Source organism: Thermodesulfobacteriota bacterium (assembly GCA_040755095.1).
GTDB lineage: Bacteria > Desulfobacterota > Desulfobulbia > Desulfobulbales > JBFMBH01 > JBFMBH01.
Genome location: JBFMBH010000126.1, coordinates 1 through 14,220, shown reverse-complemented (window position 1 = coordinate 14,220; position 14,220 = coordinate 1). Strand labels below are relative to the sequence as shown.

13 protein-coding genes are annotated in these 14,220 nt (G+C 70.5%); 3 read left to right on the top strand and 10 right to left on the bottom strand.

Features of this window, described 5'->3' with window-relative positions:
* The 6 genes from AB1634_15805 to AB1634_15780 form a co-directional block, all read right to left on the bottom strand.
* The coding region (locus tag AB1634_15805) for a hypothetical protein (protein ID MEW6220978.1) at positions 1-1,172 on the bottom strand (1,172 nt) is incomplete at its 3' end.
* Positions 1,173-1,299: 127 nt separating this feature from the next.
* Positions 1,300-2,574 carry a hypothetical protein gene (locus AB1634_15800; protein ID MEW6220977.1) on the bottom strand — a complete coding sequence of 425 codons (1,275 nt, stop codon included), beginning with the start codon at positions 2,572-2,574 and terminating at the stop codon, positions 1,300-1,302.
* Positions 2,571-4,010, bottom strand: coding sequence for an O-antigen ligase family protein (locus AB1634_15795; protein MEW6220976.1), 1,440 nt, complete (start codon positions 4,008-4,010; stop codon positions 2,571-2,573). Before AB1634_15795 ends, AB1634_15800 begins: the two co-directional genes overlap by 4 nt.
* Before the next feature lie 12 nt (positions 4,011-4,022).
* A complete protein-coding gene (locus AB1634_15790; GenBank protein MEW6220975.1) occupies positions 4,023-4,961 on the bottom strand; it encodes a glycosyltransferase in 939 nt (312 codons plus the stop codon).
* Positions 4,962-4,965: 4 nt separating this feature from the next.
* Positions 4,966-5,739: a polysaccharide deacetylase family protein gene (locus AB1634_15785; protein MEW6220974.1), complete on the bottom strand. Its 774-nt coding sequence runs from the start codon at positions 5,737-5,739 to the stop codon at positions 4,966-4,968.
* On the bottom strand, positions 5,736-6,785 hold the full coding sequence (locus AB1634_15780) for a GNAT family N-acetyltransferase (protein ID MEW6220973.1): 1,050 nt from the start codon (positions 6,783-6,785) through the stop codon (positions 5,736-5,738). The genes AB1634_15785 and AB1634_15780 overlap by 4 nt, the downstream gene beginning before the upstream one ends.
* Positions 6,786-7,000: 215 nt before the next feature.
* Between AB1634_15780 and AB1634_15775 the strand changes: the two genes are divergently transcribed.
* From AB1634_15775 to AB1634_15765, 3 genes are read left to right on the top strand one after another with little or no spacing between them, the layout of a single operon-like run.
* Positions 7,001-8,650 carry an alkaline phosphatase family protein gene (locus tag AB1634_15775; protein ID MEW6220972.1) on the top strand — a complete coding sequence of 550 codons (1,650 nt, stop codon included), beginning with the start codon at positions 7,001-7,003 and terminating at the stop codon, positions 8,648-8,650.
* Between the two features lie 36 nt (positions 8,651-8,686).
* Positions 8,687-8,968: a hypothetical protein gene (locus AB1634_15770; protein MEW6220971.1), complete on the top strand. Its 282-nt coding sequence runs from the start codon at positions 8,687-8,689 to the stop codon at positions 8,966-8,968.
* Positions 8,968-9,342 (top strand): DUF6516 family protein, encoded by a 375-nt coding sequence (locus AB1634_15765; protein MEW6220970.1) that lies wholly within the window; start codon positions 8,968-8,970, stop codon positions 9,340-9,342. Before AB1634_15770 ends, AB1634_15765 begins: the two co-directional genes overlap by 1 nt.
* Here the strand turns inward: AB1634_15765 and murJ are convergent.
* The 4 genes from murJ to AB1634_15745 are packed head-to-tail and all read right to left on the bottom strand — an operon-like array spanning position 9,339 to position 14,075.
* Entirely contained in the window at positions 9,339-10,904 is a 1,566-nt protein-coding gene (gene murJ / locus AB1634_15760; GenBank protein MEW6220969.1) for a murein biosynthesis integral membrane protein MurJ, read from the bottom strand. The genes AB1634_15765 and murJ overlap by 4 nt on opposite strands.
* Positions 10,894-11,481 carry a hypothetical protein gene (locus AB1634_15755; GenBank protein MEW6220968.1) on the bottom strand — a complete coding sequence of 196 codons (588 nt, stop codon included), beginning with the start codon at positions 11,479-11,481 and terminating at the stop codon, positions 10,894-10,896. The genes murJ and AB1634_15755 overlap by 11 nt, the downstream gene beginning before the upstream one ends.
* An 8-nt stretch (positions 11,482-11,489) precedes the next feature.
* Positions 11,490-12,974 (bottom strand): hypothetical protein, encoded by a 1,485-nt coding sequence (locus AB1634_15750; protein MEW6220967.1) that lies wholly within the window; start codon positions 12,972-12,974, stop codon positions 11,490-11,492.
* A gap of 12 nt (positions 12,975-12,986) precedes the next feature.
* The gene (locus AB1634_15745) at positions 12,987-14,075 is read right to left on the bottom strand and encodes a polysaccharide biosynthesis/export family protein (protein ID MEW6220966.1); all 1,089 of its coding nucleotides are present in this window, start codon (positions 14,073-14,075) and stop codon (positions 12,987-12,989) included.
* Between the last annotated feature and the right edge of the window lie 145 nt (positions 14,076-14,220).

Sequence of the window (14,220 nt, the reverse complement as noted above, 5' to 3'; positions counted from 1 at the left end):
GACAGATCCAGGGCCGGCTGCCGCAGATCCACCAGGGCAATATCCTCCCCGGACTGGGCCAGGACCAGGACCGGCTCCGCCGCCGGCCGCGAGAAGCTGGCCAGGCCGTCCGCGCCGCTGGCCGCCGCGGCCAGGGCCTGGCCGCCGGCGTCCAGGAGCTGCACCCGCACCCCGGCCACGGCCTGGCCGGTCCGGAGAGAGGAGACAACGACATCGATCTCCTGGCGGTAGAGACGCGCTTGCAGCCCCAGGCCGGTGATGAAGAAGGTGGTGGTCTGGTACCGGGAAGGATAGTGCCCAGCGCCCTTCATGATCGCCAGGTAGAGGCCGGGCTGGCGCAGGGCCGGGATGCCCGCCACCGGCAGGAAGCTGCGGACCCGGGCATTGCGCTCCCCCCCCAGCTGGAAGCGGCCGCTATAGACCAGGTTGAGGAAAGGGCCGATGAGCTCCCGGCGCCACTCCTCGTCCCAGGAGGCCGGGATGTCCTTCTCGTCCCGGAACCGCTCCAGGTCCCAGGTGTCGTAGTCCCCGTTCCGGTAGCGGCCCAGGAAGGCCGGGATACGCTCCGGTGGGATGCGGTGGAAATCCACGTCCACCTCGGCCACGTTCACCGCCTCCACCGGCAGGCCCCGGTCGAGCTCGGCCGGCAGCACCATGCCGGTGCCGGCAAAGACGGCCAAGGCCGTGAGATCCCGCGTCCTGACCGTCTCCTCCCGTCCGGTGTCGGCCGCCAGGGTCCGGCCCAGGGCATCGGTGAGCCCGTCCGCCACCTTGACCTGGTAGGTCCGCCTGGGATCGATGTTGCGGAAATAGAGGTGCAGCCCCCGCTCATCGGCGATCCAGGCGCCGTCCACCACCTGTTGCCGGTCATCGAGCACCCGCAGCTGGGGCTGAAAATCCCGGGTGACGTCCACCGGCGCCGAAAGGGTGATGCCCAGGGCCGGGGCGTTCCGGAACTGCTGCTCGCTGATGTCGAGGATCTGGAAGGGCAGGTTGCCGTAGCGGGCCAGCAGCTCCTTGCGGCCGAGTGGCGCCGGGGCCGGCGCCTCCGGGGCCGCGCCCGGGGCCGGCGCCGGCAACGGGGCCTTCGCCTCCTCGGTCTGGCGCCCGCAGCCGGGCAGAAGCAGGACAAGGGCCACAAGGATTCCGGCAAGGCGGTGGCGGGCAGGCATGTTCTCCTCCGTTGGGGCGGCAGGCGGCAGGGCTCACCGGCAGGGTGGTGGGGCGTGGGTTTTATAGGTCCTATAAGACCGATAGGACCTGTAGGACCTATACCAGACCACCCTGTCTGGTCTTCACTCAGGCGCCGGTGACCAGGATCACCGGCTGCCGGCCGATCTCCGATGGCAAGGCATTGAGGGCATTGCCCGTGGAGCCGGACAGGGGATCGAAGACCCGGAAGCGGGCCTTCCTGGGCAGGCGGCCGGCGATGGCCTGCCGGTCTTCCGGGGTCAGGGGCTCGTCGGCCCAGAGCACGATGATGTCCTCCCGGGCCTTGACGAACCGCCAGGCGTGGACCCCGGGTCCGGGCGACAGGTCGTCCACCCACTTGATCTCGCCGGCCAGGAGCTCTTCCAGATGGGTGAGCACCTGAAAGGCGGGCTTGGGCGTAGGGAGGGTCGCCGCGCCGCTGGCCGGCCGCAACAGGCCGGTGCCCTGCGGCCCGCCGGCGAGGTCCGGCGGATCCAGCAGCTGGCCGTAGAGGCTCCGGGAGACGCCGGTGGCCACCATGGTGGTGACGAGGCGCACGACCTCCTCGGCCTGGCCGGTCTCACCGGCGAGCGCCGGGTCGGGGAGGGCGGTGGTCCAGTCCAGGCACCAGATGGGCTTGGCGTAACCGTTTTTTGCCATCTCCTGCCGGAGCCAGGCCACGCTGCCGGCGAGGACCCCGGGATCGAAGCCCCGGCCGTCCCCTGGCCCCAGGTCCACCGCATCGAACAGCTCGGGGTGCCGGAGGACCTCCCGGAGCCCCTCGTCCCGGGCTGCGGCCAGGACGATGGTGATGCCCGGGCCCACCCGCGCCTTCGCCCGTTGGGCGGCCTGCAGCAGCGCCAGCTGGGGCGCGGCAGGCGGGCGGCCGACCTGCCAGGTGGCAAACGGCCGGGTCAGGCCCGGCATGTCGCCCGCGCCGTCGTGGTTGTAGCGGTCGAAGGCCGCCGCCAGAAAGCGCTCCCAGGCCGGCAGGCTCTGGGCCGCTGGCAAGCCTCCCCCGGCGCTAGCCAGCCCGCTCGGCTCCGCGGTCAGCTGGGCCGTAGGCGCCAGGAGAAACACCGCGTCCAGACCCAGCTCCTGGAGACCCCGCACGTGGTCGTCCAGGGTCTTCCACTGGTAGCGGGAGGGATCGCCCTGGGTGGGCACCGGCTCGAACCTCTCCCAGTCCAGGTTGACGAGCTGGGTCCAGCGGATGCCCAGCTCCGGCACCGCCTTCCGGACCCGCTTGCCGGCTGCGACCTCCTCCGGGCCACTCGCCTCGACGCCGAAATCCACCACCAACGGCCGGTCCAGGCCGCCGGCCAGGGCCGGCAGTGCCCAGGCCAGAGCCGCCAGCACGACAAGAAGCGCCGCTGGCCTCATGCCACACCTCCTGCTCCCTCTTCGTCCCGTGCCAGACGCCATGCCACCACCCCCAAGGCAAAGACCATCCAGTTGATCTCCGAGGCCACGGTGTAGAGCGTGGCAGCGAAGATGGCAAAAGCGAGGATGATGGCCGCCAGGCTCAAGGCCAGGTGACGGAACCGCCGGTCGCGGCTCCGGCACCGCGCCTGCCAGGCGGCCAGGCCGCAGCGCCCATAGACCGCCACATAGACGGCCAGGCAGGGCAGGCCGTTCTCGGCCGCCAGCTGGGCATAGGTGTTCTGCCCCACCTGGGCCTCCCGGGCCACCAGGGGATCCGCGTAGATGTGGTAGACCTCCTTGAAATTCGAGGTGCCGATGCCGAAGACAGGGCTGTCTTTGACGATCTCCCAGCACATCTTGGCCCAGCCCCAGCGGTAGAAGAGGCTCTTCTGGCCGGACTCGCCCAGATAGCGGCTGACCGTGAGATCGGAAAAAAAGAGGGTGTACGCTCCGAAGCCCAGACCCAGAGCGGCCAGGATGAGAACCGCCACCAGCCACTTGTGCCGCATCTCCAGCCCCAGCCAGAAAAAGCCCATGGCGAGCCCGAGACAAAGGGCGGCACCCCGGGAGCCGGTGGCAAAGATGTCGAAGATGAACACCACCAGCATGAGCAGGTACAGGAGCCGGGCCGGCCGGCTCCGGGCCAGGCGCCAGGCGCCCAGGGTGGCGATCAGCCCCAGGATGATGGAGATGGCGAAGAAATCCGGATCCCCCGACGGGCCGGCGATCCGGAAGCGCTCGCTGGTCATGGTGTAGGGCAGCTCCGGCATGGGAAAGCCCAGCACCGTGAGGAGGTGCTGGCGGGTGATCGCCTCGAAGACCCCGACCAGGCCGACAAAGAAGTAGCTGGCCGCGATCACCCGCACCGTGCTGGCCAGATCCTCCCGGGTTTCGGTGAGGTTCAGAACCAGGAAGAAGAAGATCATGCCGGATACCAGGCGCACCTCGTAGGCGATGAAGCCGCCCAGCCCCCGGGCCATGGGCATGGACAGGACGGTGGTCAGGGCAAAGAGTGCCACCAGCCGGGGCGCCCAGCCGTCGAAGAAGGTGCGCACCGGGGTGTCGTCCCTGGTAAGAAGCGCCCGGCCGAGCCAGCTGGCCGTGACCGCCAGGAGCATGAGCTTGGGCAGGGTGATGAAGGACAGCGGGCTGAAGGAGCCGTGCACCGCCGGCGGAAAGAGCGAGGTCAACCGCTCGAAGGGCACCACGAAGAGGGCCGCGCGCATGCCCAGGGCCGGATAGCGGCACGTCAGGGCAACATAGCCCAGGCCCAGGATGAGGGCCAAGCCCAGAATCGGGCTGGTGATGGTGGACAGCCCCAGGACCGTGGCCAGGCCCAGGAGGCCGCCGGCCAGCACCAGCCAGGGCACGAGAATGGCCAGGACACTCGTCATGACCGTGCGGCCTCAGCCGCCCCGCTGCAGGCGAATGTTGCGCAACAGGCCGGCCAGGCGGTTTTCCGCCCGCCACTCCTCGGCACAGGCGGCCTTGAGCTGCCGGTATTGCGCCCGGCTCAAGGGCTGGCGCTCCCGGACCAGCACTGCTGGCAGGGCCACCGCCGCCTCCAGGAGGCCGGCAAGATACGCGAGCAGGTTGCCGGTGGCCAGGCTGCCGGCCAGGCCGGCGGCCATGGTGAGGAGGCTTTCCTGCAGGGCCCGCTCCAGGGGCAGGCTGCGCCAGGCCATGAACAGCCGGTTCCGGTAGTGGTTGCGGAAGAAGCGCCGGTTGGCCGCAGCCAAGACCCCTTTCTGGTGCAGGAGCACGCCGGCGTCGTAGATCAGGACCGAGTACCCCAGCCGCCAGAGACGGTAGGTGAGGTCCCGCTCCTCGCCGCCGTAGAAGAAGCGGGCCGGGAACAGGCCGGCCGCCAAGAGGGCCGCCTTGCGGATGACGACGTTGCCGCCCCGGAAGCGGAAGCTCTGGCGGAAGGAGGGTACGTCCGGCAGATACGGCGCCATGGGCAGGTCGAAGACCTGGGCCGCCGGCAGGTTCACCACCCGGCCGCCCACCGCGCCCACCGCCGGCTCGGCGTCCAGCTTTGCCACCATGGCCGGCAGGGCCGGCAGGTGGAAGCAGCCGTCGTCGTCGAGGAAGAAGAGGTAGGGGCTCGTGGCATTGACGGCGCCGATATTGCGGGGCGCCATGATCCCCTGGTTCTCCGGCAGCCGGATGATCCGCACCTCCGGAAAGGCCTGGGCCACCGCCTCCGGGGTGCCATCCTCGGAGGCGTTGTCCACCACCAGGATCTCGGTGAAGGCTTCCCGGCTCTGGTGGAGAAAGGCCAGGTGGCGCAGCAGAATCGGCGCCCGGTTGCGGGTGATGATGATGACGGAGACCGGCAGCATGGGCTTATCCCCCCGCCGGCCGCTGGCGGCGCCGGGCATGATGCCGGGCCAGGCCCAGGAGGAAGCGGGAGCCGAAGCCCTCCAGGAAGAGGGCAAACAGGAGGCGATGCCGCCGGAACCAGCGGCTGACGATCCGGCCCCAGGCCAGGGGGTCCTGGCCGGGCGGGTTCCAGCCCAGGGCGGTGGTGACCGCCCCCTCGAAGCCCAGGCGCCGCAGCACCGCCGTGGTGCGCGTGTCATAGCGGCCGTGCGGGTAGCAGAAGAGGGGCGGCACCGGCCGGCCCAGCCGTTCTTCCAGCAGCCGGCGGCAGCAGGCGATCTCGTCTGCCTGGGCCGCCTCCGGCAGCTCCGGCAGCCGGGGGTGGCTGTGGCTGTGGGGCGCCAGCTCATGGCCGTCCCGGGCCAGGGCCCGGATCTCGGCCCAGCTCATGAGGGGCAGGGCCGGCGCCGGGCCCCGGCCCTCCCAGTCGTTGTGCTTACCCAGATAGCCGGTGACCGGAAAGACCGTGGCGCAAAAGCCGTGGCGCTCCAGGATCGGCGCCGCCCGCTCCCAGACCGAGGCCAGGCCGTCGTCAAAGGTGATGACCACCGCCCGCCCGCCCGGTCCCATCCCCTGCCGCCACTTCTGAGCCCACTGGGACAGGGTCAGGACCCGGAAGCCCCGGCGGGCCAGGTAGGCCATCTGCCAGGCGAAGTCGTCTTCACGCACGGTCAGGAACGAATCCGGACCGCCGATGCCGTGATAGCCCAGGATCGGGCCAGGGGAGCGGAGGCTCATCGCTGGCGGGGGATCATCCAGTAGTCGCTGTCGCCCAGGCTGTAGGTCCAGGCCGCCGGTGCGGTGAGATCGTCCGGAGCCACCGGCGGCCCGCCGCCGTAGACCAGCCAGTAGTGGGGGGTGGGCCGAGGCCGCCAGCCCTGGCGCCGCAGGCCGGCGGCCAGGGGATCGTGGCCGGGCAGCCAGGCCACCAGGCTGGCCGCCCCCTGGCGGGCCAGCTCCTGTTGGGCGCCAGCCAGGAGCCGCCGGGCGATGGCCAGGTCATCCTCCGCCACCAGGAGCTCACTGACGATGCCATACACCAGGCGCTCCTTTTCGACCAGGTGGAAGATGGCGAGGCCGGCCGGCCGGCCGTTCTGCTCCGCCACCAGGGCCTGGTAGGAGACCACCGGGCAGCGGCGGTAGCGCCAGTCCAGGTGCTGGCCATCCTTGACCGCCATGACCGGCCGCCGCCGGAGCTGCGGCCAGAGGGCGTCCCCCACCCCGGCCAGCTCGGCCAGATCCAGCCGCCGCACCCCGGCGGGCAGCCGGCTCGGCAGCCGGCGGACAAGAGACGCCAGGCTCAGGGTGCCGGCTGCCAGGCCCAGCCGCCGGCCCAGGAAGGCCAGGGGATCGAGGGGCCGGATCCAGCGGTCCACCGGCCCCACCAGGCGCCAGCCCAGCACCCGGGTGGAAAGCTCCCGGGTGGCCTCCACCGCCACGGCGCACAGGAAAGGGAGCCGGTGCTCGGCCATGGCGGCCCGCAGGAAGCGGGCGAGCCCCAGGTAGACGCCGCCCCGCCGGGACGGCTCCAGAAGATCGATATCCGCCACCTGGCCGGCGGCCAGCTCCTGGCCGTTGACCAGGAAGCGCTGGGCATAGACGCCGTTGCGGCCCACCGGCCGCCCGTCCTCCAGGGCCAGCACCAGGAAGCCGGGACCGGCCGGGTTGTCGAAATACTTCCACTGCCAGAATGCCGGCGGCAGCACCGCCTGGCAAGCCTGGCCATGGAAATCGGACAGGAGCGCGGCATCGGCCGGGGTGGCGAGTCGGTACAGGATGCTCATGCAAGAGAAGGCTGCGGAAGAGCGACCAGGGGAATGGGACCGCCTGCCGGTACGGCTGGCCCGCCTTGACACCGCCTGGGCCAGCCGGCATACTGCCCCAAGGTCCGGCCGCCTGGCCGGCCAGGAGGCGAGAACCTATTTATGGGCCAATCCTGGCATGAATGCAAAGGTTTTCAACCCGGCGCCAAGGCCGCACAGCGGCCAGGGAGGTCCCGGTGAGCGACCGGCCCCGGGTCATCGTTCTCGGCCTTGATGGCGGCACCTTCGCCCTCCTCGACCCCTGGATGGCGGACGGCACCCTGCCCCACCTGGCCCGGCTGGCCGCAACCGGAAGCCGGGGGCCGTTGCGCTCCACGGTGCCGCCGGTCACCGGCCCGGCCTGGGTCTCGTTCATGACCGGCAAGGGGCCCGGCAGGCACGGGGTTTACGACTTCGTGCGGCCGACCCCGGCAGGGACCGGGGTCGGGGTGGTCAGCCACGCCTCGATCAGGAGCGAGACCCTCTTCACCATCCTGGCCCGGCACGGCCGCAAGGTCTCCAGCGTCAACGTCCCCCTCACCTATCCCCTGCCGCCGGTGGCCGGCTGCGCCATCGCCGGCATGCTCACCCCCAATACCGCCACGGACATCATGTTCCCGCCGGATCTCGGCGAGCAGCTGGCCGCGGCCAACATCGACTATGTCCGGGATGTGGGCTGGGAGCGGTTCGAGCATCGCCAGGCAGAGCTGGTGGCCCGGCTCCGCCACTGCGTCGACGAGCGGGTCAAGGCCTGCCGCTTCCTCATGGGCCGCTATCCTGCCGATCTCTTCCTGGCGGTCTTCACCAGCACGGACCGCATCCAGCACTCCCTGTGGCACCTTCTGACCGCTGCCCCGGCCAACCGCCGGCAGGAGCGGGTGAAAGCCGGGCTCATCGGCTGCTACCAGGCCATCGACGCCTTCATTGGCGAGGTGGCCGCGGGCCTGGACGCCGGCACCAGCCTCGTCATCCTCTCTGACCACGGCTTCGGCCCCCTGGCTGGCAAGATCAGCCTCAACACCATCCTGGCCGAGGCCGGCCTCCTGGTCTTCCACCCGGAGCGGCTGGCGGCCTTGCGCCGGCAGCGGGGCGCCAAGGCCGGCCTCCACGCCCTGATCCGCCGCCTGGATGCCTTCGACCTCTGGGGCCGCATCATGCCCCGGCTGGTGAAAAGGCCCCGCCGGTTGTCCAACTACGCCTTCCTGGACTGCGTCGACTGGTCCCGCACCCGGGCCTACGCCGTCTCCAACTCGGAGCAGGGGATCTACATCAACCTGCGGGGCCGGCAGGCCCAGGGCATCGTCGAGCCGGGGGCGGACTACGAGGCGGTGCGCGAGGAGGTGGCCACCCTCCTGGCGCAGCTCACCGGCCCGGACGGCCGGCGGCTGGCCACCACCCTGCTGCGGCGGGAGGAGATCTACGCCGGTCCTTTCCTTGATGAGGCGCCGGACCTGGTGGTGGCCTTCCAGGACGGCGAGTACGTGGCCGATGTCCAACCCCGGCCGGAACGCTTCCCGGTCCGGCTCTGGCAGCACGGCTCCGGCACCCACCGCATGGACGGCATCCTGATGCTGGCCGGCAGCCCGATCCAGGCCGGCGGCCGGTTGACAGGGGCCGCCATCACCGACGTGGCCCCCACCATCCTCCACCTCCTGGACCTGCCCTGCCCCGACGACATGGATGGCCGCATCATCACGGAAGCCCTCACCCCCGCCTTCCGGACCGCCCACCCGCCCCGCTCCGAGGCCGCCACCGGCGGCCAGGGAGGCACCGGCGGCCGCCCCGCCTACACCGCCGCCGACAAGGCCGACCTGGAGCAGCGCCTGGAGGAGCTGGGGTATCTCTAGACCAGGGTGAGAATCAGTCTCACCCCGGGAGGACGTATGGCGATTGCCCTGGAGCAGCTGGCCGAGGATCTTCGCATTTCTCCGGCAGACATCATCAACCGCGGTATCGCCGCCTTCCTGGACCGCGAACGGCGAGCCGTGGAGATGGACATCGCTGACTTGGCGGACCGCTATGGCGTGCACACGTCCGCCGAGCTGGCGGCCAGGATCGAACGGGGGCAGATCTGCAGCCATCCGGCCTGGGAGGAGCTGATCGAATGGCAGAACCTCGAAGCTTACCGTGACCGGTTGCTGAGCTGGCAAGCCAGGGCCGACTGATGTACGCCCAATTGGCAGAGCTGGCGCTGGCCGAGCACGGTGACATCATCATACGTGCGGAGCCGCGCGCGCGGCGTGCTGGAGTCCCCCTCAAGGTGCGCCTCTTCGTCATCGATGGCACCATGATTGATGTCTGGCTGAGTCCCGACCGGAAACGGTACTCCTATCACTGGGAACAACGCGCCCGCCGAGGTCTCCTGTTCCGTCACGACAATGCCCCTGATCATCCGCACCTGGCCACCTTCCCCAGGCACTTCCATGACGGATCCGATGCGGAGGTGAAGGAAAGTCACCTGCCGAACGATCCCCTTCTTGCCCTCCGAGAGTTTCTCGATTTTGTCCGCAAAAAGCTGCGCGGGTACGAACAGGGCTAGAGGGGGCCGTTTCCCTGGCGTCGGCGGAAGAGCCGGGCCAGCTCTCCCAGGCTGGTGCGGTTGCCGAGCGCCTGCAGTCCGAAGTAGACCAGCCCTCCGGCGCCGGCATCCACCAGCAGCCGGGGCAGGCGGGCGGTGAGCCCGCGGGCGAGCAGCCAGGGGTCCAGCCAGCGGAAGGCCAGGCCCATGGCCAGGGCGGCGAGGGCGGTGGCAGCCAGGGAGCGGAGCACCGGCCGGCCGGCCAGGCGGCCCACCTCCTTCTGGATGGCCCACCACAGGCCGATGGTGTTCACGGTCACCACCAGGGAGGTGGCGAGCGCGATGCCGCCAAGGCCCAGGGGCCGCACCAGGAGGGCATCCAGCGCCACATTGAGCAGGGAGGCGAACAGGGCCACCTTCAGCGGGGCCATGGAGTTGTGCAGGGAGAAGAAGGTGCCGTCCAGCATCGGGTTGAGGAAGTAGGAAAAAAGGCCCAGGCTGTAGAAGAGCACCGCCTGGGCGGTGAGCTGGGTAGACTCCACCCGGAAGGCGCCCCGCTGGAAGAAGAGCACCAGAAGGTCTTCCCGGAAGACGGCCAGAAAGACGATGGCCGGCACCAGGATGATGGCCAGGTGCCGGGTGCCGCCGGTCAAAAGGTCGCGGATCCGCGCCAGCTCCCGGCGGGCCGCCAGGCGGGACAGGGTGGGCATGAAGGCCCGGCCGATGGAGCCGACCACCAGCTTCACCGGCGCGGTCACCGCCTTGGTGCCGAAGGCCAGGGCCGCGATAGAGCCCGGTCCCAGGTAGGAGGCGAAGTAGCGATCCACCATGAAGTTGACCTGGATGAGGGAAACGGCCAGGAAGCGGGGGCCGGCCATGCGGCCCAGCTGGCGGACGCCGGGATGGGACAGGGCCAGGGACCAGCGCAGCCGGTGCCGCTCCGGGCAGGTCAGGAAGAGGACGGCCAGCCGGGCCAGATGGCCGAGCAGGAGCCCCACGGCCAGGGCGTCGATGCCGAAGAAGTCGGTGGCGAAGAGGAGGGCGGCCGGCCCGCCGAGGGCGGCCAACACCGAGGTGGCGGCCGGCAGGGCGAAGCGGTCGCAGGCAAAGGCCAGGGTAGAGAAGAAGGCGCCGGCCAGCATGACCAGGGACAGGGGCGCCATGAGCCGCATGAGGTGGATGGCAAGCTCCCTTTGCTCGCCGCTGAAGCCCGGGGCCAGGAGGGTGGTCAGGGCCGGGGCGAAGAGGACCAGGGCCAGGGCGAAGAGGCCGAGGAAGAGGATGGCGGCAGAGAGCAGGGTGTTGGCCACGAACCAGGCCGACTCTTCGTCCCCCTCCTCCCGGTAGCGGACGAAGACCGGCACAAAGACCATGTTGAGGTTCTGCTCCACCACCCCCAGGAAGAAGAAATGGACGGTCTCCGCCACCAGAAAGGCGTCGGTGGCGGCCGAGGTGCCGAACCTCTGGGCCAGGAGCACCACCTGCCCCAGGGCCAGGAGGAGGCTCGCCACCCGGGCCGCGAACAGCACGGCGGTGGCCCGGACCAGCCGGCGGCCGGTGGCACCGGGCGGCCTAGACGTCATGCAGGAAGCGGAGGAAGGAGGGCAGCGGCGAGCGGTGGCGGTTCAGAACCACCCCCAGGAGCTTGCCACCCTGCTGGCCGATGGCGGCCGCCGCCTGCCGCACCGCGGTCAGGCGGGCATGACGGGTGTCGGTAACCAGTACGACGCCGTCCACCAGGGGGGCCAGGGTGCGGCAGAAGACGTGCCGGACCGGCAGGCCATCGATGATGAGAATCTGGGCCTCGGGCAGCCAGGCCTTGGGGCCCGGCGGCTGGTACAGGAAGCCGGCGTGGGGATCGGGGAGCGCCAGCAGCGTCGGCACGCCGGGGAGCCAGGCGACTGTCTGCTGGCCCTGGCAGACGGCGGCCAGGCTGGGGCCGTCATCACCGGCCGGGTGGTGGCTGACCAGGGCGGTACGCTGGCCCTCGGCGGCCAGGATCCGGGCCAGCTGGCCGGCCATGAAGGTCCGCCCTTCCCGGGCGCCAGGGCTGGTGATGAGGAAGACCGCCGGCGGCCTGACCTGGGCCGCGGCCACCAGCAGCCCCACCGCCGCCTCCCGGCAGCCCTCCGGCACCCTGGTCATCTGCCGCTTGCCCATGCCCGGCCTCAACCCTTCAGCCGCGGCACCACCCCCAGGACCGGGATGCCGCAGCTCTCCAGATCGGCGCGGCCCTTCACCGGGTCCCGCCAGTATTCCACGAAGAAGGCCGTGCCCACCGCCACCACCGTCGCGAAGAACAGGCCGACCAGGATGATGATCCCCCAGTTGGGGGAATCCTTCTCCCCCAGGGGTGAGACATAGGCCTCGTCCAGAACCATGAGGCTCGCATCCGCCAGACCGGACTGGGAGGCCACCCGCAGCTCCTCGCTCTTGGCCTGCAGGCCCCGGAACAGCTCCTGGTAGAGCTGCACCTGGCTGGTCAGGCGGGCCAGGGTCAGCTCCCGGGCCGGCAGCTTCATCAGCTCGGACTCCAGGCGGCGGCTCTCCTTGTCCAGGGTGGTGATCTGGACGTCCATGGTGGCCAGGGTGTGGCCGATCTCCTTCATGAGCTCCCGCTCCTGCTGGGCGATCTCGGAGCGGAGGTTGACCACGTCCGGGTGGTCGGGGGTCTTCTCGTTCAGGAGGGCGGCCAGGCGCACCTGTTTGGCGGCCAGGGCCGCTTTCAGGTCCTGGATCATGGCGTTGGCGGCCAGGGCCGGCGACGACACCAGCTCCTCGGCGATGCCCCGGGGCCGGCGCTCCAGGTCGTCCAGCAGCCGGGCCAGCACCTCCCGCTCCGAGGCCGCCCGGGCGCGGCTCTGGCGCACCGACTCGAACTCCTCGTTCTTGAGGCGGATGGCGTCCGGCAGGGATACCCCCTGGTTGGCCTCCTTGAACTGCCGGAGCTGGGCCTCGGCGGCCGCCAGCTTGGCCTCCGCCTCCTCCTGCTCCGCCAGGTAGGTCTCATAGGTGGTGCGGCTGGCCTTGGCCGCCAGCTGCACCAGGATCTCGCCGGCCCGGCGGGCCATGGTGTTGGCCACCGCTGTGGCCAGTTCCGGGCTCTCGCCCCTGATCGCCAGGCTGATGACCTCGGTGCCTTCCACGACCTTGATATCGGTCCAGGCGCCGAAGCCGGAGCGGAAATCCTCGGCTGCCTTGTCCACCCAGTCCACCGGCGGCTTCTGTAAGATCCCCAGGCTCTGCAGGATGACGATGGGGAAGGTCATGGCCTTGACCAGGCCCATCTTGAGCCGCTCCCGCAGGTTGGCCGGCTCCTGGGCCTTCTGCCGCTTGCGCTCGTCCAGGCCGAAGGTACGCACCATCTCGTAGGCCATGGCCCGGCCATTCATAAGCATGGCCAGGCTCTGGGCATAGGAGGCGGCGGTGGTGGGCGGGCTGGACTGCACCCCCTCGGCAAAGGGGGCCAGACGGGTGCGGGGGTTGGCCTGGACCATGAGCAGGGTGGTGGCGGTCCACGAAGGGGTGACCAGATAGCCCAGGAACAGGGCCATGAACAGCACCGCAAGAAAGCTCATGGCCATGAGCAGCTTGCGGTTGCAGAGGGCGTAGAGGAAGCTCGTGACCAGCTGGTCCCGGGTGAGGATCTCCATGGGCGTCCTGGGTCAGCGGGCCACCGAGCTGGTGGAGCGCCGGGCACCGGCCTCGATGTTCTGGCCCAGCCAGATGCCGGACTCCACCTCCACCACCGGCCGGAGGATGAAGTACAGATGCTGGAAGAAGCGGTCCACGTCGGCCACCGTGCTGGTGGGCACGTAGACGATGTCGCCCCGGCCGAGCACCGGATTGGCGGTCTGGTCGTTGGCGGCGAGGGCCCGGGCCAGATCCACCAGCTGCGGCGGCTCCTGGCCTCCGGCCTTGAGCAGGGCGACATTGGCCAGCTCGCCATCCGGGGTCGGGCCGCCGGCCATGGCCAGGGCCTGGAGCAGCCGGGTCTCGCCCTCCAGGAGGAAGACACCGGGGCGCGTCACCTCGCCCAGCACAAAGATCTTCTGGCCGGTATAGCGCAGCACCTCCACCCCCACCTGGGGATCCTCGATGACCGGCGGCACGAAGGAGCGGGTGATCTCGACGCTGATCTGGGGGTCCACCAGGTAGCGGCTTAAGGCCTGGCGAAGGTCGGCCGCCGCCTCGGCCGGGGTACGGCCAGCCAGGGGCAGCCCGCCCACCAGGGGCATGGCCAGGGTGCCGTCGCTGGCCACCACCGCCTTGGTGGCCAGGTCGTCCTGGCGCCACACCCGCACTGCCACCTCGTCGCCCCGGGTGATCCGCTGGGGCCGGGGCTGGGCCAGAGCGGCAGTGATATCCTCCTGGACTGCGGCCAGACTCCGGCCGGCGGCGGCGATCTGGCCCACCCCGGGACAGAAGAAGCTGCCATCCGGACCGATTCTGACCTCCCGGTCCAGCTCCGGGTGCCGGAAGACGCTGATGCGGATCTCGTCACCAGCGGACAGGAAGAACTCCTGGACCCGAAGCGTATCCGGCGCCGCCGCCGGGGCCGGGGCGGTGGCGGCCGGCTCGGCCGCGGGCGAGCGGAAGGAGACCTGGCTGCAAGCGGCCAAGAGGGCGGCGAGCAGAAGCGCCAGAAGGCCAAGGCCGCGATGAAGGAAGGGGGATCGGCTGCGTTGCATGCGGGAGACGGCGAAGCTCCTTGGCTCCAGGCCGCCCAGCCGGGCGGCAGAAAGAAGGCCCACTATACGCTCGGGGCCGGAACAGTGTCAACGGGCTACCGGCCGGCAGCACGAGGCGGTCGCCTGCCGGGGAGAAATCCCCTGGCCGGCCGCCGGGGAGCGTGCTACCATGAGCGCCTTGTGCTGTGGCTCCATCCTTGCTCCGGGA